Here is a 19,908-nt window from a genome sequence, read left to right on the forward strand (position 1 = left end):
GGACGAGGACGTCATGACGAGGAGTCACGACCAGGGCGTCATGACGAGGGCGTCATGGGGACCGCCGGAACCGAACGGGCGTCAGAACTGCAGCGCCCAGGCGTCGATCCGCCCGGTGTCCCACCAGGCGTTGTCGCTGACGCGGAGCTTCCAGGTGCCGTTGGCGGTCTCGGACGAGGCGTCGACGGTGTACGTGGTGTCGATGTTGTCCGCGCTGCCGCCGGTGCCGTACGACTTCAGCGTGTACGCGGTGCCGTCGGGGGCGACCAGCTGGACCTGGAGGTCACCGATGTAGCTGTGGACGATGTGCACCTCGACGGCGAGGTTGGAGGGCGCGTTGCCGGAGACGCCGGAGACGGTCACCGGGGACTCGACGGTGGCGTTGTCGTTGATCGCGTAGTCGGCGGTGTTCTCGAAGCGGTCACCGGGCGGGTCGGGGTTGCCGCCGCCCTCGCCGATGTACAGCAGCCGGTTGGGCGAGCCGGAGCCGGGGTTGCCGACGACGCCGGTGGTGGCGGCGGAGGTCAGCGCCGAGGACACCTGGGCGGGCGTGGCCGAGGGGTTGTCGGCCAGGTACAGGGCCGCCGCTCCGGCGACGTGCGGGGTCGCCATCGACGTACCGGAGATGGTGTTGGTGGCGGAGTCGCTGCTGTTCCAGGCCGAGGTGATGGAGGAGCCCGGGGCGAACAGGTCCAGGACCGTGCCGTAGTTGGAGTACGAGGCGCGGGAGTCGCTCGACGTGGTGGCGCCGACCGTGATCGCCTCGGTCACCCGGGCCGGGGAGCGGGTGCCGGCGTTGGTGGACTCGTTGCCGGCCGCGACGGCGAAGGTGACGCCGGAGGCGATGGCGTTGCGGACGGCGGTGTCCAGGGCGCTGTCGGCACCGCCGCCGAGGGACATGTTGGCGACGGCCGGCTTGACCGCGTTCCGGGCGACCCAGTCGATGCCGGCGACGACCTGGGCGGTGGTGCCGGAGCCCTGGTTGTTGAGCACGCGGACGCCGACGACCTTCGCCTTCTTGGCCACGCCGTGGGCGCTGCCCGCGACGGTGCCGGCGACGTGCGTGCCGTGGCCGTGGCCGTCCTGGGCGGTGTTGTCGTTGTCGATGGCGTCGTAGCCGTAGGAGGCCCGGCCGCCGAAGTCGCTGTGCGTGATGCGGACGCCGGTGTCGATGACGTACGCCGTCACACCCTCACCGGCGTGGTCCGGGTAGGTGTAGGAACCGTTCAGCGGCAGGTTGCGCTGGTCGATCCGGTCCAGGCCCCAGGAGGGCGGGTTGGGCTGGGTGCCGGTGATGCTGAACGTGCGGTTCTGGACGACCGACGCGACGGCCGGGTCGGCGGCGAGACGTTTCGCCTCGGCCTCGGAGGCCTCGACCTCGTAGCCGTTGAGCGCCTTGGTGTAGGTGCGCTCGATGTCGGCGCCGTACTTCTTGGCCACGGCGCGGCCCTCGGCGGAACCGGCCTTCGCCTTGTCCGCCTCGAGGGTCACGATGTAGCTGCCGGCGACGGCGTTCGGGGCGCCCGCGTACTGGACGGGGCCCTCGGCGGCCGTGGCGGGGAGGGCGGAGACGAGGCTCGCGGTGAGCGCCGCGGTGGCCACCGCGCCGATCGCGGCCAGTCTTCGCCGGGTGCTGCTGGGACGACGCATGAGGGGTCCTCCTCAGTCGGTGGTGCGTGGTGGGGTCGTGCACGCCGAGCAGGCCGCCCTCTAAGTCATGGTCATGACAAGGCGAGGGCGACACGTGTGCGTCAGCCGAAAGATTGAGGCCTGCAGAGGAATTGCACAAGGGTGCCTGCGGAGCTTTGGCGGTCCGGCGGGGCTCGCGACGCCGGAACGGCCGGAACACCGGCGGCCGGAGCCGGTGGCCGACCGGGGACTGTCCGGCCGGCCGAGGACTGTCCGGCCGGCCGGGAGGCGCCGTTTCCACGCCTGCGCCCGTGCGATGCCGTCAGCGCACGTAGATGCGGGGCTGCGGCGGGCGGGTCATGCCCGCGCCGAGGAAGTAGCTCGGGTGGGGCGGCTGGTTGTAGGCGGTGTTCTGCCAGGCCAGCGCGGTGCGGTACTGGGCGTCGTGGGCCAGGGTGTGCAGCTTGGTGGTCGTGGGGGTGGTGGTGGCGTAGATGCGCAGGGCGTTGTTGCCGGAGTGGCGCCAGACGACCTCCTCGCGCCAGTCGCCGAAGAGGTCGCCCGAGAGCACCGGGGTGGACTTGGTGCCGTTGCTGGAGGCCACGCCGCTGCCGGTGAGCAACCGGGTGTCGCCGCCGGTGCCGTACTTGTCGATCTGGGTGCCGTTCAGCAGTTCGCGCACCGGGTCGCCGTCCCACCAGGCGAGGAAGTTCGCCGAGGACGGGTTGCGGCCGACGTTGCCGCCGGAGGAGTCGCGCAGGTGGCTCATGTTCGGTCCGGAACCCCAGAACTCGGCGCCCGGGTTGCCGGCGTGGATGTCACCGGCCACGCCGCGGCCCGGCCCCTCGGAGCCGCTGACGGGGGTGCGGTGGAGGACCTGCCCGGTGCGGGCGTCGTGCAGGTCGGAGCCGGGCTGGTTGCCCGACTCGTGGATGGTGAAGACCTCCAGGCCGGAGCGGTGCGGCACGAAGTCGCCGACGTGCAGGGCGTCACCGTGGCCGAAGCCCGTGGCGTACATCAGACGGCCGCTGTCGTCGATGGTCGCGGAGCCGTAGACGATCTCCTGGCGGCCGTCGGCGTCGACGTCGGCGATGGACAGCTGGTGGTTGCCCTGGCCGTACGCGGCACCGTTGCCCGAGGCGTTGGAGTCGAACGTCCAGCGCTTGACGAGCTGCCCGTCGCGGAAGTCCCAGGCGGCGACGACCGCGCGGGTGTAGTAGCCGCGGGCCATGATCAGGGACGGGCGCTGCCCGTCGAGGTACGCGGTGCCGGCCAGGAAGCGGTCCACGCGGTTGCCGTAGCCGTCTCCCCAGGAGGAGACGTTGCCGCGCGGCGGATCGTAGGGGACGGTGGACATCGCGGCGCCGGTCAGGCCGTTGAACATGGTCAGGTACTCGGGCCCGGTCAGGATGTAGCCGCTGGAGTTGCGGTGGTCGGCGCCCGCGTTGCCGATGACCGTGCCGCGGCCGTCGCGCGTGGCGTCCGCCGTCTTCATGGCCACCTCGGCCCGGCCGTCGCCGTCGTAGTCGTACACCTGGAACTGGGTGTAGTGCGCCCCGGCCCGGATGTTGCGGCCGAGATCGATGCGCCACAGCCGCTGGCCGCTCAGCCGGTAGGCGTCGATGTAGACGTTGCCGGTCACGCCGGACTGCGAGTTGTCCTTCGCGTTGTCCGGGTCCCACTTGACGATCAGCTCGTACTGCCCGTCGCCGTCCACGTCACCCGGGCTCGCCTCCACGGGCGTGTAACCCGAACCCGGCGAGGACAGCGGCACGTCGAGGTGGTTGCCGCCGGTGAAACGCAGCGAGGGCTCCGAAGCCGGCTGCTCCGTGCCGTTCACCACCGCGCGCACGGTGTACGAGGCGTCCGGAGGGGCGCCGTTGTCCAGGTAGCCGGTGGAGTCGGTGACCGGCGAACCGTTCACCCTGGTGCCGTTGCGGTACACGTTGAACGCCGTGTCGTAGCCCTCGGTGCCCAGCAGCCGCCAGGACACCAGGTTGCCCGAGCCGGAGCGCACCGAGACCAGGCCCCGGTTCAGGTCCTCCATCTGCACGGCCTCCCCGACCGGCGGGCCGGGATCCGGGTCGCCGCCGGCCTTCACCAGCCGCCACTGCTGGTTGAAGCCGTCGTTGTCGTCGTACTGGGAGATCCGGGCACCGTCGTCCGTCGACCGCTCCCAGACGTCCAGCGCCTTCCCGCTGTTGCGGTTGATCAGCTGCACGTGCTCGCTGTCGACGTCGACCACCCTGAACTGCTGGTTGACGGCGTTGTCGTCCGTCCACTGCAGCACGTTCGCGCCGTTGGCCGTGGAGCGCCCCTCGACGTCCAGCACCTTGCCGCTGTGCCGGGCCTTGATCCGGTAGTACCCGTCGCCGGAATCGACGAACTGGAACTGCTGGTTGGCGCCGGTTCCAGGGGTCCACTGGACGACCTGGGCGCCGTCGGCGGTGGAACGCTCCGAGATGTCGATGGCCTTGCCGCTGTGGCGCGAGACCAGTTGGTAGTACGCGGACGTGTCGATCGGGGCCGCGCTCGCGCCGGCCGCCGGCAGGGCGACCAGCGAGGCGGCGGCCAGCAACGCCGCCAGCAGGAAGGTGACCGGCCGGCAGGTTCTTCGCAGGCTCGGGACGGGCGTGTGCGGCATGTGCGGCTCCTTCACGTGCGGGAATGAAACGATTCATTTGCGGCGCGCAGAGGGCCACCCGGTTCGAGATGGGTGGGAGCGCTCCCAGGGAGGCTAGAGAAGGCCGCCCGGAGCGACAAGGTGTGCCACGGGACGAATGTGGGGCTGGTTCCGCGGAGAAGACCGGCCCATCGCGCCGGCCAGCCACTGAGCCCGGGCCACGACGACCCCTTGGGACGGGTCCCGGGACGGCCGAAGAGGCCGGAACGAAGCATCCCGGCCTCTCTCGGCTACTCGTACTTCCGGGGCGAACTGCCCCGCATCAGCGACGGGGTGAAGTTCAGACGTTGAAGCGGAACTCCACCACGTCCCCGTCCTGCATCACGTAGTCCTTGCCCTCCATGCGGGCCTTGCCCTTGGCGCGGGCCTCGGCGACCGAGCCCGTCTCGACCAGGTCGTCGAAGGAGATGACCTCGGCCTTGATGAAGCCCTTCTGGAAGTCGGTGTGGATGACTCCGGCGGCCTCGGGGGCGGTCGCGCCCTTCTTGATGGTCCAGGCGCGGGACTCCTTGGGGCCGGCCGTCAGGTAGGTCTGGAGGCCGAGGGTGCGGAAGCCGACGTGGGCCAGGGTGGCGAGGCCGGGCTCCTCCTGGCCGACGGACTGGAGGAGTTCCAGCGCCTCGTCCTCGTCCAGCTCGGCCAGGTCGGCCTCCAGCTTGGCGTTGAGGAAGATGGCCTCGGCCGGGGCGACCAGGGCGCGCTGCTCGTTCTTGAAGTCCTCGTCGGTCAGCTCGTCCTCGTCGACGTTGAAGACGTAGAGGAAGGGCTTCGTCGTGAGCAGGTGAAGGTCGTGGAGGAGTTCCGCGCGCTCGCTGCCCTGGACGATGCCGTGGGCGAAGAGCGTGTCGCCCTTCTCCAGGATCTCCTTGGCCTCCTCGACCGCCTTGACCTTGGGCTGGACGTCCTTCTTGATCCGCGACTCCTTCTGGAGGCGCGGCAGGACCTTCTCGATGGTCTGGAGGTCGGCGAGGATCAGCTCGGTGTTGATCGTCTCGATGTCGTCCTTGGGCGAGACCTTGCCGTCGACGTGGACGACGTTCTCATCCTTGAAGGCACGGATGACCTGGCAGATCGCGTCGGACTCGCGGATGTTCGCGAGGAACTTGTTGCCCAGGCCCTCGCCCTCGCTCGCGCCGCGCACGATGCCGGCGATGTCGACGAAGTCGACCGTGGCCGGGAGGACCTTCTCGGAGGAGAAGATCTCGGCCAGCTTCGCCAGGCGGGGGTCGGGGACGCCCACGACACCGACGTTGGGCTCGATCGTGGCGAACGGGTAGTTGGCCGCGAGCACGTCGTTCTTGGTCAGGGCGTTGAACAGGGTCGACTTGCCGACATTCGGCAGACCGACGATTCCGATCGTGAGCGACACGTTGCGACTTCCCGTACGTGAGGATGGTGGGGTTGTGGAGGTGCGGAGCAGGCCGGACAGGGCCGATCCACCAGTCTACGGGGTGGTCGGCAACGGACCCGCGCGGTGTCGAACGCTTGGCCAAGGTGTGCCCCACGGCGTGTCCGAGAGCCGATTCGGCACATAAAACGACCTAAGTTGGTCCAGTGGAGCAACACAGGACGCGACCCCCGCAGCACGGAACGCGACGAGGCCGGGCGCCGCTGCCCCCGCAGGGGCGGGGCGTGGACGGCGGTCCGGCGGGCCCCGCGGCGCGCGCCGCGCCCGCCGCGGGTGGTGCGCGGGGCTCGGCCGGTGCGCCGGGTGCGCGCGGCGCCCGCGGAGGAGTCGGCAGACAGGGCGGGCCGGGTGGGGCGGCGCGCGCCGGTGGGACCGAGCGGGGCGGGGCGTCCGGGCGGCGCGGCGCACCGCAGGTGGCCCGGGCGGGGCGACCCGCGCGGGCTCCGGCAGGGGCGGTACGGATGTCCGGGGCGCCGGTGGTGCGGACGCTGCGGCGGATGCCCAACCCGCGGCTGACCGGACTCGGCGGCGGGCTGTTCTGCACGGCGGTGATGCTGGCGCTCGGCTTCCTCGACCAGTTGCTGTTCGGGTCCTCGCTGACGGTCTACGGGGTGCTGTTCCTGCCCGTGTGCGTGCTGACGGCCGTCTGGGTGCGCCGGGGGGATCTGCTGACCGCGCCCGTCGTGGTGCCGATCGCCTTCGCCGTGGGACTGACCACCGTCGCCGACGAGGGCGACGGTCAGTTCGGCGATCAGGCGATGGGGCTGGTGACCGCGCTGGCCACGGAGGCCGGGTGGCTGTACGGGGGCACTCTGGTCGCCGGGACGATCGTGATCGTACGGCGCATCCGGCTGCTGCGGCGCCGGGCCGCCGCCGCGCGGAAGCCACGTCCCGGCACGAGCCGGCCCGCCACGTGAGGCGCACGTCTCCGTGAGGCGCACGTCCCCGTGAGGCGCACGTCCCCGTGACCGACGGCTGCACGGCGCGTCGCATGGGCGACGGTGCCGGAGGCCGACGCCGGGGCCGGATCAACGCACGGGGCCGGATCAACGCACGGGACCGGATCGACGCCCGGTGCCGGACGCGTGTCGGCCCCGCCGGCCGGCCCTCGGCTCGCCCCGTGTCAGTCGGCCGTCCGCGCCCGGTATCAGCCGGTCGTCCGCCCCCGCTCCGCCGCTCTCATCGCCGCGCCCACGATCCCCGCGTTGTTCTGCAACCGCGCCGGAACGATCTCCGCCTTGACGCCCTCCAGGTACGGCAGGAACTTGTGGGCCTTGCGGCTGACCCCGCCGCCGAGGATGAACAGCTCGGGCGAGAAGAGCATCTCCACGTGCGCGAGGTACTTCCGCACGCGGTGCGCCCAGTGCTCCCACGACATGTCGTGGTCCTCCTTGACCTTGCTGGACGCCCGCTTCTCCGCGTCGTGTCCGTCCAGCTCCAGGTGGCCCAGCTCGGTGTTGGGGACGAGGGCGCCGTCGACGAAGACGGCGCTGCCGATGCCCGTGCCGAAGGTCAGGAGGATCACCGTGCCCCGCCGGTCGCGGCCCGCGCCGAAGTGCATCTCGGCGACGCCCGCCGCGTCCGCGTCGTTGACGACCGTCACCGGCAGGCCGCCCAGGCGGTCGCGGAACAACGCGCGCGCGTCGGTGTCGATCCAGCCCTTGTCCACGTTGGCCGCCGTACGGACCGTGGCGTCGTCCGTGACCACGCCGGGGAAGGTGAGGCCGACCGGGCCCTGCCAGCCGAAGTGCTCGACGACCTGCCGGACTCCGTCGGCCACGGCGTCGGGCGTCGCCGGCTGCGGGGTCAGCACCTTGTGGCGCTCCGCCGCCAGGTCGCCCCTGTCGAGATCCACAGGGGCGCCCTTGATCCCGGATCCGCCGATGTCCACGCCGAAGATCTGCATGGCACCACGTTACGGCCCGCGACTGACAGTCATGCCCCGGTCGTCGTACCCGGCACTCCGGAGCCACCCCGCTCGGCGACGAGCGCGGCGGCCTCGTCGCGCAGATCGCGGCGCAGTTCCTTGGGCAGCGAGAAGGTGATGGACTCCTCGGCCGCCCGGACGATCTCCACGTCCGCGTAGCCGCGCTCCGACAGCCAGTCCAGGACCTGCTCGACCAGGACCTCCGGGACGGAGGCGCCGGAGGTGACGCCGACCGTGGTCACGCCCTCCAGCCAGGCCTCGTCGATCTCGGCGGCGAAGTCCACCAGGTACGCCTCGCGGGCACCGGCCTGCTTGGCGACCTCGACCAGCCGCTTGGAGTTGGAGGAGTTGCGGGAACCGACGACGATCACCAGCTCGGCCTCGGCTCCCATCTGCTTCACCGCCAGCTGCCGGTTCTGCGTGGCGTAGCAGATGTCGTCGCTGGGCGGGGAGATCAGCTGCGGGAACTTCTCCTTCAGCGCGTCGACGGTCTCCATGGTCTCGTCCACGGAGAGGGTGGTCTGGGAGAGCCAGACCACCTTGGACGGGTCGCGGACCTCGACCTTCTCGACGTCCTCGGGGCCGTCGACCAGCTGGATGTGCTCGGGGGCCTCGCCGGAGGTGCCGATGACCTCCTCGTGGCCCTCGTGGCCGATCAGGAGGATGTCGTAGTCGTCGTTGGCGAAGCGGACGGCCTCCTTGTGGACCTTGGTCACCAGGGGGCAGGTGGCGTCGATGGTGGCGAGCCGGCCGCGCCGGGCCTCCTCGTGGACGACGGGGGCCACGCCGTGCGCGGAGAACATCACGATGTTCCCCGGGGGGACCTCCTCCGTCTGCTCGACGAAGATGGCGCCCTTCTTCTCGAGGGTCTGGACGACGTATTTGTTGTGGACGATCTCGTGCCGGACGTAGACGGGCGCTCCGTACTGCTCCAGCGCCTTCTCGACGGCGACCACGGCGCGGTCCACACCCGCGCAGTAACCGCGAGGGGCGGCGAGCAGGACACGGCGGCCAGGCGATGCAGTCATGGGAACCATCGTAAGGCCGCGTTCGGCGGGTCAAAGATCGCGGCGCGGTCGGTACGCCGGGGAGACTGGCCGCAGCGGCGAAGATCCTCGACTGGCACGGCGGAGGCGCGATGTCCGGGTCCGGTACGCAGACGCAGCGCGGCGGAGGCGAGCAGGGCGAGCACGAGCTGCGGCGCAGCCTGGGCTTCCGTGATCTCGTCGTCTACGGTCTGCTGTTCATCGCGCCGATGGCGCCGGTCGGCGTGTTCGGCACGCTGGACGCCAAGTCGCACGGCGCGGTGGCGCTGGTCTACGTGGTCGCCACCATCGCGATGGCCTTCACCGCATTCAGCTACGCGCAGATGGTGCGGGTGGTCCCCCAGGCGGGGTCGGTGTTCGCGTACGCGCGCGTGGGGCTCGGCAGGGGGGCCGGGTTCGTGGCGGGCTGGATGGCGATGCTGGACTACGTCCTCATCCCCGCCGTCGCCTATCTGTTCTCGGGCATCGCGATGAACGAACTGGTGCCGGAGGTCTCTCGGTGGGTGTGGACGGCGCTCGCGGTCGTCGTCACCACGCTGCTGAACCTGTGGGGGGTGCGGGCGGCGGCCCGGGTGGGCTTCGCGGTGCTCGCCATGGAGGTGATCGTCCTGCTGGTGTTCGTCGTGGCGGCGATCGTGGTCCTCGCCCGCGACGGCGCCGAGCGGGGCTGGCTGTCACCGCTGTCCGGGGACGCCACCCAGGGGGCGTTCGCGCTGTCGGCGGTACTGGCCGCGGTGTCGGTGGCGGTGCTGTCCTACCTGGGGTTCGACGCGATCGCGACCTTCGCGGAGGAGGTCACCGGGGGCTCGGCGAAGGTCGCGCGGGCGCTGCTGTTCTGTCTGGCGCTGGCCGGTGTGCTGTTCGTGGCGCAGACGTATCTGGCGGCGCTGCTGGCGCCGATGTCGTCGGCGGAGCTGGCGGCCGAGCCGGCCGGGCAGGGTTCGGCGTTCTACGACGCGGTGGACTCCTCCGTGGGGGCGTGGCTGCACGATCTGGTGGCGGTGAGCAAGGCGATCGGGGCGGCGTTCGCGGCGCTGGCCGGTCAGGCCGCGGCCGGCCGGCTGCTGTTCGCGATGGGGCGGGACCGGCGGCTGCCGGGGGTGCTGTCCCGGACGTTCTCGGGGGTGCCGCGGGTGGCGCTGCTGGTCTCGGCCGTGATCACCATGGTGGCGGCGGTGTGGGCGGCCCGGCGGGACGACGGGATGGACCATCTGGTGTCGGTGGTCGACATCGGCGCGCTGACGGCGTTCACGCTGCTGCACGCGAGCGTGGTGGGCTGGTTCGCCGTACGGCGCCGGGGCGGCGCGGTCAGCTGGTGGCGGCATGTGCTGATCCCCGTGGCCGGTGCGGCGATCACGATCGCGGTGATCGCGGAGGCGTCGGGGACGGCGCAGCTGGTGGGTCTGGTCTGGCTGGCGGTCGGACTGGTGGTGCTCGTCGCCCAGCGCAACCGGGTCGAGGGGTGACGGGGGCGACCGTCGTGGGAGTGGAATGCGCGTGCGGCGGCCGGGTCGAGGGGTGAAGTGTGCAGGGCGGCCGGGTCGTGGGGCGGGCGGGCCGGATTGTCGGTGGCGGCGACTACGCTCGCGGCATGGCGGTGAACACGAGTCCCGAGTCCCCCCTGCCGGTCGGTGAGGTGTCACGGCTCATCGGCGGCTGGATCGACCGGCTCGGCGCGGTGTGGGTCGAGGGGCAGATCACGCAGCTGTCCCGGCGGCCGGGTGCCGGGGTGGTGTTCCTGACGCTGCGCGACCCGTCGTACGACATCTCCGTCAGCGTCACCTGCTACCGGCAGGTGTTCGACGCGGTCGCCGACCTGGTCGGCGAAGGCGCCCGGGTCGTGGTGCACGCCAAGCCGGAGTGGTACGCCCCGCGCGGGCAGCTGTCGCTGCGGGCCGCGGAGATCAAGCCGGTCGGGGTCGGGGAGCTGCTGGCCCGGCTGGAGCAGCTGAAGAAGGCGCTCGCGCGGGAGGGGCTGTTCGCGCCGGAGCGGAAGAAGCCGCTGCCGTTCCTGCCGCATCTGGTCGGGCTGGTGTGCGGGCGGGCGTCGGCGGCCGAGCGGGACGTGCTGGAGAACGCCCGGCACCGCTGGCCGGCCGTCCGCTTCGAGGTGCGCAACGTGGCCGTGCAGGGCGTGCACGCGGTGCCCCAGGTGGTGCAGGCCGTCAAGGAGCTGGACGCGATCGACGACGTGGACGTGATCATCGTCGCGCGCGGCGGCGGGAGCGTGGAGGACCTGCTGCCGTTCTCCGACGAGCAGCTGGTCCGGGCGGTCGCGGCGTGCCGTACGCCGGTGGTGTCCGCGATCGGGCACGAACCGGACAACCCGCTGCTGGACCATGTCGCCGACGTGCGCGCCTCCACGCCGACGGACGCCGCCAAGAAGGTCGTGCCGGACGTCGGCGAGGAGTACGAGCGGGTTCGGCTGCTGCGGGACCGGGCGCGGCGGTGCGTGGAGGCGTTCCTCGAGCGGGAGGAGCGGGGGCTCGCCCATGCGCTGGCCCGCCCCTCGATAGAGGACCCGCACCGGATGATCGACGAACGGGCGGAGCAGGTGACCGGGCTGCTGGAGCGCAGCCGGCGCACGCTGCGGCACCATCTCGACCGGGCCGACTCCGAGCTGACGCACACGCACGCGCGCGTGGTGGCGCTCTCCCCCGCGGCGACGCTCAAGCGGGGGTACGCGGTGCTCCAGCGGTCCGACGGCCACGCCGTCCGCGACCCGGAGGAGGTCGCGGACGGGGAGACGCTGCGGGCGCGGGTGGCCGAGGGCGAGTTCCGTGTACGCGTCGATCGCGCCGGCACGGTCGACGCTTAGGGTGAGGGGATGACCAGCGAGGTGGAGCAGACGGCGGCGGCCCGGGACGAGGCGCTCGGGTACGAGCAGGCCCGCGACGAGCTGATCGAGGTCGTACGGCGGCTGGAGGCGGGCGGTACGTCGCTGGAGGAGTCCCTGGCCCTGTGGGAGCGGGGCGAGGAGCTGGCGAAGATCTGCCGGCGGCGGCTGGACGGGGCACGTGCCCGGCTGGACGCGGCGCTGGCGGAGGAGTCGGGCACCGAGGAGTAGCGGGCCGCGCCTGCGGGGGCGGGTGGTTTCCGTGGTGGGGCGGCTGCGGGGTGGTCGTGGCCGGTCGCGCAGTTCCCCGCGCCCCTGGGCCGGCGTGCGGGCGTCGAGGGCGGGGATGCCCCGGGTCGCCGGCGCGCCCTGCGGGCGGGCTACTTGCCGGCGGCTTCGGCGAGGGTGTGGGCGACCAGGGCGTTGGCGTGGCCGTGGCCCAGGCCGTGCTCGGTCTTGAGCCAGGCGACCAGGTCCATGTGCCTGGTGAGCGGCGAGGAGCGGATCAGCTCCTTCCAGTCCGCGATCGGACGGCCGTACTTCTTCTCGATCGACGGAAAGTAGCTCGCGGGGCCCTTCACGCTGCTGGTCATCTCGGTGCTGTCCCTTCGGTTCCGGTCGTTCCGACTGCTCTGTAGGACCGTCGGCGGCGGCCGGACTCACCGGGCGGGTGTGGTGATCTGCGTCACCCCCGCTTTGGTTGAAGGTTGAACTTCTCTTGGCGTACGGTCGTTCCCGTCAGCGGATCCGTGCCGCGATCACGGACCCGACGCAGTCCCGAGAAAGATCACGCATGTCTCTCGTTCTCGACCCCGCCGCCCAGGACCTGCTGTTCCGCGAGGCCCGCACCGCGAACACCTTCACCGACGAGCCGGTGACCGACGAGCAGGTGCAGGCGATCTACGACCTGGTCAAGTACGGCCCGACCGCCTTCAACCAGTCCCCGCTGCGCATCACGCTGGTCCGCTCCCCCGAGGCCCGCGAGCGCCTGGTGCAGCACATGGCCGAGGGCAACCGGCCCAAGACCGCCGCCGCCCCGCTGGTCGCGATCCTTTCCGCGGACGTCGAGTTCCACGAGGAGCTGCCCCAGCTCTTCCCGCACTTCCCCGCGGCCAAGGACGCCTTCTTCAGCGAGCGCCCGGTCCGGGAGAACTCCGCCGTGCTGAACGCCGCCCTCCAGGCCGGCTACTTCATCCTCGGCGTCCGCGCCGCCGGCCTGGCCGCCGGCCCGATGACCGGCCTCGACTTCGAGGGCGTGCGCAAGGAGTTCCTGGACGACGACCACACGCCGCTGATGGTGGTCAACATCGGCCGTCCGGGTCCGGACGCCTGGTTCCCGCGCTCCCCGCGCCTGGCGTACGAGCAGGTCGTCACGACCGTCTGACCGGCCGGGACACGCACCGGCCGGTACGCGCACCGGCCGAGTCATGCGCCGGCCGGGACGCAGGAAGGCCCCCGGCGCATCGCCGGGGGCCTTCGTCGTGCGCTGGGGCGGGCGGGCATCACGCCCGGCCGCCCACGGCGTTCACCGCATTCGCCGCACTCACGCATCCACGCATTCACGCATTCACGCATTCACGCATTCACGCATTCACGCATCATGGTGTTCACGGCATCTTCAGCGCCGCCGCCATCGTCGTCAGCTGCTCGAACGACCCCGTGCCCGCCACGACCGTCGTCGCGCCCTCGACGCCCTCGGTGTCCTCGAGCACCAGGGCGTCGTACCGGCCGCCCTCGTAGCGGGTCCACGTCCTGCCGTCGATCTCCTCGGACCGCTGCGTCTCCCGGGCGCCCTGGGTGGCGTCGTCGATGAACTCGGCCGGCTTCCGCGTCGACTGCTGGACCTGCACGTAGTCGCCGTCACCGGTGTGGAAGCCCAGGTGCCAGGTGTTGAAGTCCTCGCCGCGGTAGCGGACCGACGTCGGCTTCCACTCCTTGGCCAGCCCCTCGGGTGCCGCGACCGGATAGGGCGCGGCGCGGCGTGCCGTCAGCAGCTCCACCCGGTAGTCGACCCGCTTGAGGTCGGGCCGACTGTCGTCGTGCGGGAGGAAGAGCCACATGACCAGCCCCGCGAGGACGATGACGCCCATGGAGAGGACCATGTCACGGGCCGTCTTCTGCTTGCCTTTCATACCTGCCACGCCCCCTATCGTCGCAGGTCCCCGAAGTGCTCATCCGTGGGGTCCCCTGCTCATTCTGTCGACCTGACGATAGAGTCATGGCCAACACCCTCATCCGGCCGTCGTCGTATCAGAAAGGTGCGCTCCGATGACCGAGCATCATCATCTGCCGTCCGAGCTGGACGTCCCCTCCGAGGCCCCCGACCGCAACCTCGCACTGGAACTGGTGCGGGTGACCGAGGCGGCGGCGATGGCCGCCGGCCGCTGGGTCGGCCGCGGGGACAAGAACGGCGCCGACGGTGCCGCGGTGCGCGCCATGCGGACTCTCGTCTCCACCGTGTCGATGAACGGCGTCGTCGTCATCGGCGAGGGCGAGAAGGACGAGGCGCCGATGCTCTTCAACGGCGAGCGCGTCGGTGACGGGACCGGGCCCGAGTGCGACATCGCCGTGGACCCGATCGACGGCACCACCCTGACCGCCAAGGGCATGACCAACGCGATCGCGGTGCTGGCCGCCGCCGAACGCGGCTCGATGTTCGACCCGTCGGCCGTGTTCTACATGGACAAACTGGTCACCGGCCCGGAGGCGGCCGACTTCGTGGACATCGACGCGCCGGTGTCCGTGAACATCCGCCGGGTCGCCAAGGCCAAGCGGTCCACGCCCGAGGACGTCACCGTCGTCATCCTGGACCGGCCCCGGCACGAGGGCCTCATCCAGGAGATCCGGGAGACCGGCGCCCGCATCAAGCTGATCTCCGACGGCGACGTGGCCGGCTCCATCCTCGCGCTGCGCGAGGGCACCGGCATCGACCTGCTGCTCGGCATCGGCGGCACCCCCGAGGGCATCATCTCGGCCTGCGCCGTGAAGTGCCTGGGCGGCACCCTCCAGGGCAAGCTGTGGCCCAAGGACGACGAGGAGCGGCAGCGGGCGATCGACGCCGGTCACGATCTGGACCGCGTGCTGACCACGGACGACCTGGTCTCCGGCGACAACGTCTTCTTCGCCGCGACCGGGATCACCGACGGCGAGCTGCTGCGCGGGGTGCGGTACCGGGCCGAGACGGCGATGACGTCGTCGATCGTGATGCGCTCGCGGTCGGGCACGGTGCGGCGGATCGACTCGGAGCACCGGCTGAGCAAGCTGCGGGCCTACAGCGCGATCGATTTCGACCGGGCGAAGTGACTCCGCCGGTGGGGCCGGGGGCCTGAGGGCTCGGGTCGGTGGAGGCGGGGCGCCTGAGAGCTCGGGGCGTTCTGCCGGGCGGGCGGCTGCGGGTCGGTCGTGGCTTGTCGCGCAGTTCCCCGCGCCCCTGAGGTCGGCAAGCTCCCCGGCTGCCCCAGGGCGGCCCCCGGCCCCCGGCTGCCCGAGGGCGGCCCCCGCCCCCGGCTGTCCCAGGGCGGCCGGATCCCCGGCAGCGAAAAGGGCGCCCCCTGTGTGCGGGGGGCGCCCTCGTGCCGTTCGTGGGGTCAGCCGGCCGCCGCTATGCGCGCCGCTCGGGCCGTCTTCTTCAGTTCCAGTTCGCGGCGGCGGCGCCGGGCCAGGACGACGCGGCGCTCGGCGGCGGTGAGGCCGCCCCAGACGCCGTACGGCTCGGGCTGGAGCAGGGCGTGCTCGCGGCACTCGACCATGACCGGGCAGCGCGCGCACACGCGCTTGGCCGCCTCCTCGCGCGAGAGCCGGGCGGCGGTGGGCTCTTTGGACGGTGCGAAGAACAGGCCGGCTTCGTCGCGCCGGCACACCGCCTCGGTGTGCCAGGGAGCGTCTTGGTCCCTGTCCCGCCCCGGCACCCGCTGGGCCGGAACGGCAGCTACCTGCAGGGACGAATGCGGCGTTTGCAGCACGGTCTACTCCTGACGACGGCTTCGCGAGCGAGAGACGATGCGTCAAGGCTTACCCGCTGTGCGCGCGCCTATGCACTGGGTCCCGAAGCGCCGCTTCCGGCTTCACGACCGCCAATGGTCATCGGCGGTCACAGGTGCTTGCGCAGGCTCTTCTCCGTCTTGCGCCGCACCCGGTCCAGGATGTCGGCGACGAGCTTGCCGCGCTTGGGCCGCGCCTCCACGCTGCCGAGGACCGCCCACCCGTCCACGTAGACGACGGGGGCCTCGGCCTCGGCCGAGTCGAGGGTGTCCACCTCGAAGCTGCCGAGCACCCCGCCGCCGGTGCCGCGCAGCGACACGTTCTCCGGGACGCGGACCTCCACGCTGCCGAAGACCGAGAACGCCTTGATGACGACCTGCTGGTACTCGAAGATCGCCTCGCTCAGGTCGATCTCGACGCTGCCGAAGACCGCGTAGGCGTGGATACGGCGGCCCGGGCGCCAGCGGCCCTTGCGGACGGCGGCGCTGAAGACCGCGACCACGTTGTCGTCGGCCACGGCGGGCAGGGCGTCGGCGGCCGGCCGGCCGGGCGCCGGGGCAGGGGCGGTCCGGCGCCCGTGCGCCGCGGGCAGGTCGCGGACGAAGACGTCCAGCTCGCCGACCGTCTTGGCGGCCAGGACGCCCTCGACGCGCTCGGCGTGCTCCTCCGCGGTGAGGCGGCCCTCGGCGAGGGCCTCGCGCAGCATGTCGGCGACGCGGTCCCGGTCGGCGTCCGAGGCGCGCAGCTCGGCGGCCGGCGCGGGGGCGGCGGCAGCGGCTGTGGCAGCAGCGGGCGCGGGGGCGCGCGGGGCGGTTTCCTGCGGGCGGGCGTTCTTCTGGAGGTCCACGACAGCAGCGTACCGAAACGCGATAGATCGCGACTAGGGGGTGTGGACGGTGAAGTGCGACGAACTGAGCCTTACCTCACAAGCTCCCCCTCGACCGCAGGTTCTACGCTGGTGGACGCTGCCGAGGAGGCCAGCCGCTGTCTGCCGTGAGTGAGGAATGGGCGCCATGCCTGAGTTCGCGTACACCGATCTGCTCCCCATGGGAGAGGACACCACCCCGTACCGGCTGGTGACCTCCGAGGGTGTCTCCACCTTCGAGGCCGACGGGCGGACGTTTCTCAAGGTGGAGCCGGAGGCGCTGCGCAAGCTGGCCGAGGAGGCCATCCACGACATCCAGCACTACCTGCGCCCGGCCCACCTGGCGCAGCTGCGCCGGATCATCGACGACCCCGAGGCATCGGGCAACGACAAGTTCGTCGCCCTGGACCTGCTGAAGAACGCGAACATCGCGGCGGCGGGCGTGCTGCCGATGTGCCAGGACACCGGCACCGCGATCGTCATGGGCAAGCGCGGGCAGAACGTGCTGACCGAGGGCCGCGACGAGGAGGCCCTCAGCCGCGGCATCTACGACGCCTACCAGAACCTCAACCTGCGCTACTCGCAGATGGCGCCGCTGAGCATGTGGGAGGAGAAGAACACCGGCTCCAACCTCCCGGCCCAGATCGAGCTGTACGCGACGGACGGGGGCGCGTACAAGTTCCTCTTCATGGCCAAGGGCGGCGGCTCGGCCAACAAGTCCTTCCTCTACCAGGAGACCAAGGCCGTCCTGAACGAGGCCTCCATGATGAAGTTCCTGGAGGAGAAGATCCGTTCGCTGGGCACGGCCGCCTGTCCGCCGTACCACCTGGCGATCGTCGTCGGCGGCACGTCCGCCGAGTACGCGCTGAAGACCGCGAAGTACGCCTCCGCGCACTACCTGGACGAGATCCCCGCCGAGGGCTCGCCGCTCGGGCACGGCTTCCGGGACAAGGAGCTGGAGGAGAAGGTCTTCGAGCTGACGCAGAAGATCGGGATCGGCGCGCAGTTCGGCGGCAAGTACTTCTGCCACGACGTGCGCGTGGTGCGCCTGCCACGGCACGGCGCCTCCTGCCCCGTCGCCATCGCCGTGTCCTGCTCGGCCGACCGGCAGGCCGTCGCGAAGATCACCGCCGAGGGGGTCTTCCTGGAGCAGCTGGAGACCGACCCGGCGCGGTTCCTGCCGGAGACGACGGACGAGCAGCTGGAGTCGGAGGGCGACGTCGTCAAGATCGACCTCAACCAGCCGATGGACGAGATCCTCGCCGAGCTGACCAAGTACCCGGTCAAGACCCGGCTGTCGCTGACCGGTCCGCTGGTCGTGGCGCGCGACATCGCGCACGCCAAGATCAAGGAGCGGCTGGACGCGGGTGAGGAGATGCCGCAGTACCTGAAGGACCACCCGGTGTACTACGCGGGTCCCGCGAAGACGCCCGAGGGGTACGCCTCCGGGTCCTTCGGGCCGACCACGGCCGGGCGGATGGACTCCTACGTCGAGCAGTTCCAGGCGGCGGGCGGGTCCAAGGTGATGCTGGCCAAGGGCAACCGGAGCAAGCAGGTCACCGACGCGTGTGCCGCGCACGGGGGCTTCTACCTCGGGTCGATCGGGGGGCCGGCGGCGCGGCTCGCGCAGGACTGCATCAAGAAGGTGGAGGTCGTCGAGTACGAGGAGCTGGGGATGGAGGCCGTCTGGAAGATCGAGGTCGAGGACTTCCCGGCGTTCATCGTCGTGGACGACAAGGGCAACGACTTCTTCCAGGATCCGGCGCCGGCGCCGACCTTCACGTCGATTCCGGTGCGGGGGCCGGGGCTGGCGTAGGCCCCCGGGGCGACGCCGGGTTTCCTTCGCCCCCGCCGCCCTTACCCATTCCCGTCCCCTGGGGGCTGCGCCCCCGACCCCCTTTTCGGCCTGACGGCCTCGTCCTCAAGCGCCGGACAGGCTGAAAATTCAGCCCCTCCGGCGTTTGAGGAGCGGGGGTCCGGGGGCGGCGCGCCCCCGGGATGGGACGGGTAGGGGCGGCGGGGGCGGACGCAGGGCTGGGGGGAGCCGGTGGTGGAACATCCGCCGCCGTCGCCGCGCTGTACCTCGCATGAGCGAATACCGCATCGAGCACGACTCCATGGGCGAGGTCCGGGTCCCCGCCCACGCCAAGTGGCGGGCCCAGACGCAGCGGGCGGTGGAGAACTTCCCCGTCTCCGGGCAGCGCCTCGAACGCGCGCACATCGAGGCACTGGCCCGCATCAAGGGAGCCGCCGCGAAGGTCAACGCCGAGCTGGGTGTCCTGGACGAGGAGATCGCCGGCGCGATCCAGGAGGCCGCCGCGGAGGTGGCCGAGGGCAAGTGGGACGAGCACTTCCCGGTGGACGTGTTCCAGACCGGCTCCGGCACCTCCTCCAACATGAACACCAACGAGGTCGTCGCCACCCTGGCCGGTGAGAGGCTCGGGCGGGACGTGCACCCCAACGACCACGTCAACGCCTCCCAGTCGTCCAACGACGTCTTCCCGTCCTCGATCCACATCGCCGCCACCGCGGCCGTCAGCCGGGACCTGATCCCCGCGCTGGAGCACCTCGCCGCCGCGCTGGAGCGCAAGGCGGAGGAGTTCGCCGACGTGGTGAAGTCCGGGCGGACCCATCTCATGGACGCCACGCCCGTCACCCTGGGGCAGGAGTTCGGCGGGTACGCGGCCCAGGTGCGTCACGGCATCGAGCGGCTGCACTCCTCGCTCCCCCGGCTCGCCGAACTGCCGCTGGGCGGCACCGCCGTCGGCACCGGCATCAACACCCCGCCCGGCTTCTCCGCGGCCGTCATCGCGGAGGTGGCCCGCGCGACCGGGCTGCCGCTCACCGAGGCGCGCGACCACTTCGAGGCGCAGGGCGCCCGGGACGGCATCGTGGAGACCAGCGGGCAGCTGCGCACCATCGCCGTCGGGCTCACGAAGATCGCCAACGATCTGCGGTGGATGGCGTCGGGGCCGCGGACCGGGCTCGCCGAGATCCGGCTCCCCGACCTCCAGCCGGGCTCGTCCATCATGCCGGGCAAGGTCAACCCGGTGATCCCGGAGGCGGTGCTGATGGTCTGCGCGCAGGTCGTCGGCAACGACGCGACCATCGCCACCGCGGGCGCCTCCGGCAACTTCGAGCTCAACGTCATGCTGCCGGTGATCGGCAAGAACGTGCTGGAGTCCGTGCGGCTGCTGGCCAACGTCTCCCGGCTGCTCGCCGACCGGACCGTGGACGGGATCGCCGCCGACCGCGAGCGGGCCCGCGAGTACGCCGAGTCCTCGCCGTCCGTCGTGACGCCGCTGAACAAGTACATCGGCTACGAGGAGGCGGCCAAGGTCGCCAAGAAGTCGCTCGCGGAACGCAAGACGATCCGTCAGGTCGTGCTGGAGAGCGGGTACGTCGAGCGCGGCGATCTCACCGAGGAACAGCTGGACGAGGCGCTGGACGTACTGCGGATGACCCGCCCGTGAGCGGCCGGCCGGGCCGTGCGGCCGTGACGGCCGCCGCAGCGGTCGTATGGCCATGGCACC

The 19,908-nt window shown here is 71.5% G+C and carries 17 protein-coding genes; 8 read left to right on the forward strand and 9 right to left on the reverse strand.

Going from position 1 to position 19,908, the window contains the following annotated elements:
* Positions 1-81: 81 nt before the first annotated feature.
* From ACZ45Q_RS01440 to ychF, 3 genes are all read right to left on the reverse strand, one after another.
* Positions 82-1,650, reverse strand: a complete 1,569-nt coding sequence (locus ACZ45Q_RS01440; protein WP_468253738.1) for a S8 family peptidase — start codon at positions 1,648-1,650, stop codon at positions 82-84.
* A gap of 301 nt (positions 1,651-1,951) precedes the next feature.
* A complete protein-coding gene (locus ACZ45Q_RS01445) occupies positions 1,952-4,273 on the reverse strand; it encodes a rhamnogalacturonan lyase family protein (RefSeq protein ID WP_468253739.1) in 2,322 nt (773 codons plus the stop codon).
* Positions 4,274-4,592: 319 nt separating this feature from the next.
* Complete coding sequence (gene ychF / locus ACZ45Q_RS01450; RefSeq protein WP_468253740.1) at positions 4,593-5,681, reverse strand: redox-regulated ATPase YchF; 1,089 nt, start codon at positions 5,679-5,681, stop codon at positions 4,593-4,595.
* A 500-nt stretch (positions 5,682-6,181) separates the two neighbouring features.
* Between ychF and ACZ45Q_RS01455 the strand changes: the two genes are divergently transcribed.
* Positions 6,182-6,637: a DUF6542 domain-containing protein gene (locus ACZ45Q_RS01455; RefSeq protein ID WP_468253741.1), complete on the forward strand. Its 456-nt coding sequence runs from the start codon at positions 6,182-6,184 to the stop codon at positions 6,635-6,637.
* A 230-nt stretch (positions 6,638-6,867) separates the two neighbouring features.
* Here the strand turns inward: ACZ45Q_RS01455 and ppgK are convergent, their stop codons facing one another.
* On the reverse strand, positions 6,868-7,626 hold the full coding sequence (gene ppgK, locus ACZ45Q_RS01460; protein WP_468253742.1) for a polyphosphate--glucose phosphotransferase: 759 nt from the start codon (positions 7,624-7,626) through the stop codon (positions 6,868-6,870).
* A 29-nt stretch (positions 7,627-7,655) separates the two neighbouring features.
* Positions 7,656-8,684, reverse strand: coding sequence for a 4-hydroxy-3-methylbut-2-enyl diphosphate reductase (locus ACZ45Q_RS01465; protein ID WP_468253743.1), 1,029 nt, complete (start codon positions 8,682-8,684; stop codon positions 7,656-7,658).
* 101 nt (positions 8,685-8,785) lie between these two features.
* Between ACZ45Q_RS01465 and ACZ45Q_RS01470 the strand changes: the two genes are divergently transcribed.
* From ACZ45Q_RS01470 to ACZ45Q_RS01480, 3 genes are all read left to right on the forward strand, one after another.
* On the forward strand, positions 8,786-10,159 hold the full coding sequence (locus tag ACZ45Q_RS01470; protein WP_468253744.1) for an APC family permease: 1,374 nt from the start codon (positions 8,786-8,788) through the stop codon (positions 10,157-10,159).
* 125 nt (positions 10,160-10,284) lie between these two features.
* A complete protein-coding gene (gene xseA / locus ACZ45Q_RS01475) occupies positions 10,285-11,511 on the forward strand; it encodes an exodeoxyribonuclease VII large subunit (RefSeq protein WP_468253745.1) in 1,227 nt (408 codons plus the stop codon).
* Between the two features lie 9 nt (positions 11,512-11,520).
* Positions 11,521-11,760 (forward strand): exodeoxyribonuclease VII small subunit, encoded by a 240-nt coding sequence (locus tag ACZ45Q_RS01480; RefSeq protein ID WP_468253746.1) that lies wholly within the window; start codon positions 11,521-11,523, stop codon positions 11,758-11,760.
* A 149-nt stretch (positions 11,761-11,909) separates the two neighbouring features.
* On the opposite strand, the gene ACZ45Q_RS01485 is transcribed toward ACZ45Q_RS01480, so the two are convergent.
* Positions 11,910-12,122: a DUF4287 domain-containing protein gene (locus ACZ45Q_RS01485; RefSeq protein ID WP_468253747.1), complete on the reverse strand. Its 213-nt coding sequence runs from the start codon at positions 12,120-12,122 to the stop codon at positions 11,910-11,912.
* 200 nt (positions 12,123-12,322) lie between these two features.
* On the opposite strand from ACZ45Q_RS01485, the gene ACZ45Q_RS01490 reads away from it, so the two are divergent.
* On the forward strand, positions 12,323-12,913 hold the full coding sequence (locus ACZ45Q_RS01490; protein WP_468253748.1) for a malonic semialdehyde reductase: 591 nt from the start codon (positions 12,323-12,325) through the stop codon (positions 12,911-12,913).
* A gap of 223 nt (positions 12,914-13,136) precedes the next feature.
* Here the strand turns inward: ACZ45Q_RS01490 and ACZ45Q_RS01495 are convergent, their stop codons facing one another.
* Positions 13,137-13,670 carry a DUF4245 domain-containing protein gene (locus tag ACZ45Q_RS01495; RefSeq protein WP_468253749.1) on the reverse strand — a complete coding sequence of 178 codons (534 nt, stop codon included), beginning with the start codon at positions 13,668-13,670 and terminating at the stop codon, positions 13,137-13,139.
* 127 nt (positions 13,671-13,797) lie between these two features.
* Here ACZ45Q_RS01495 and glpX point away from each other — a divergent pair, with 127 nt between their 5' ends.
* Positions 13,798-14,832 (forward strand): class II fructose-bisphosphatase, encoded by a 1,035-nt coding sequence (gene glpX, locus ACZ45Q_RS01500; RefSeq protein WP_468253750.1) that lies wholly within the window; start codon positions 13,798-13,800, stop codon positions 14,830-14,832.
* A gap of 284 nt (positions 14,833-15,116) precedes the next feature.
* Here the strand turns inward: glpX and ACZ45Q_RS01505 are convergent, their stop codons facing one another.
* Both ACZ45Q_RS01505 and ACZ45Q_RS01510 read right to left on the reverse strand, forming a co-directional pair.
* Positions 15,117-15,491, reverse strand: a complete 375-nt coding sequence (locus tag ACZ45Q_RS01505; protein WP_468253751.1) for a WhiB family transcriptional regulator — start codon at positions 15,489-15,491, stop codon at positions 15,117-15,119.
* Positions 15,492-15,619: 128 nt separating this feature from the next.
* A complete protein-coding gene (locus ACZ45Q_RS01510) occupies positions 15,620-16,357 on the reverse strand; it encodes a DUF1707 SHOCT-like domain-containing protein (RefSeq protein ID WP_468253752.1) in 738 nt (245 codons plus the stop codon).
* Between the two features lie 157 nt (positions 16,358-16,514).
* On the opposite strand from ACZ45Q_RS01510, the gene ACZ45Q_RS01515 reads away from it, so the two are divergent.
* Both ACZ45Q_RS01515 and ACZ45Q_RS01520 read left to right on the forward strand, forming a co-directional pair.
* Positions 16,515-18,191 (forward strand): fumarate hydratase, encoded by a 1,677-nt coding sequence (locus tag ACZ45Q_RS01515; protein WP_468253753.1) that lies wholly within the window; start codon positions 16,515-16,517, stop codon positions 18,189-18,191.
* Positions 18,192-18,462: 271 nt separating this feature from the next.
* Entirely contained in the window at positions 18,463-19,848 is a 1,386-nt protein-coding gene (locus tag ACZ45Q_RS01520) for a class II fumarate hydratase (RefSeq protein ID WP_468253754.1), read from the forward strand.
* The last annotated feature ends 60 nt before the right edge of the window (positions 19,849-19,908 follow it).

Source organism: Streptomyces sp. NPDC031049, from assembly GCF_055571015.1.

What these genes read in the sequence shown, in the direction of transcription:
- ACZ45Q_RS01480 (WP_468253746.1), top strand. Translation starts at nt 11,521, where the DNA reads ATGACCAGCGAGGTGGAGCAGACGGCGGCGGCCCGGGACGAGGCGCTC.
- xseA (WP_468253745.1), top strand. Translation starts at nt 10,285, where the DNA reads ATGGCGGTGAACACGAGTCCCGAGTCCCCCCTGCCGGTCGGTGAGGTG.
- ACZ45Q_RS01470 (WP_468253744.1), top strand. Translation starts at nt 8,786, where the DNA reads ATGTCCGGGTCCGGTACGCAGACGCAGCGCGGCGGAGGCGAGCAGGGC.
- ACZ45Q_RS01515 (WP_468253753.1), top strand. Translation starts at nt 16,515, where the DNA reads ATGGGCGCCATGCCTGAGTTCGCGTACACCGATCTGCTCCCCATGGGA.
- ACZ45Q_RS01440 (WP_468253738.1), bottom strand. Translation starts at nt 1,650, where the DNA reads ATGCGTCGTCCCAGCAGCACCCGGCGAAGACTGGCCGCGATCGGCGCG.
- ACZ45Q_RS01455 (WP_468253741.1), top strand. Translation starts at nt 6,182, where the DNA reads ATGTCCGGGGCGCCGGTGGTGCGGACGCTGCGGCGGATGCCCAACCCG.
- ACZ45Q_RS01485 (WP_468253747.1), bottom strand. Translation starts at nt 12,122, where the DNA reads ATGACCAGCAGCGTGAAGGGCCCCGCGAGCTACTTTCCGTCGATCGAG.
- ACZ45Q_RS01490 (WP_468253748.1), top strand. Translation starts at nt 12,323, where the DNA reads ATGTCTCTCGTTCTCGACCCCGCCGCCCAGGACCTGCTGTTCCGCGAG.
- ACZ45Q_RS01520 (WP_468253754.1), top strand. Translation starts at nt 18,463, where the DNA reads ATGAGCGAATACCGCATCGAGCACGACTCCATGGGCGAGGTCCGGGTC.
- ACZ45Q_RS01465 (WP_468253743.1), bottom strand. Translation starts at nt 8,684, where the DNA reads ATGGTTCCCATGACTGCATCGCCTGGCCGCCGTGTCCTGCTCGCCGCC.
- ACZ45Q_RS01445 (WP_468253739.1), bottom strand. Translation starts at nt 4,273, where the DNA reads ATGCCGCACACGCCCGTCCCGAGCCTGCGAAGAACCTGCCGGCCGGTC.
- glpX (WP_468253750.1), top strand. Translation starts at nt 13,798, where the DNA reads ATGACCGAGCATCATCATCTGCCGTCCGAGCTGGACGTCCCCTCCGAG.
- ppgK (WP_468253742.1), bottom strand. Translation starts at nt 7,626, where the DNA reads ATGCAGATCTTCGGCGTGGACATCGGCGGATCCGGGATCAAGGGCGCC.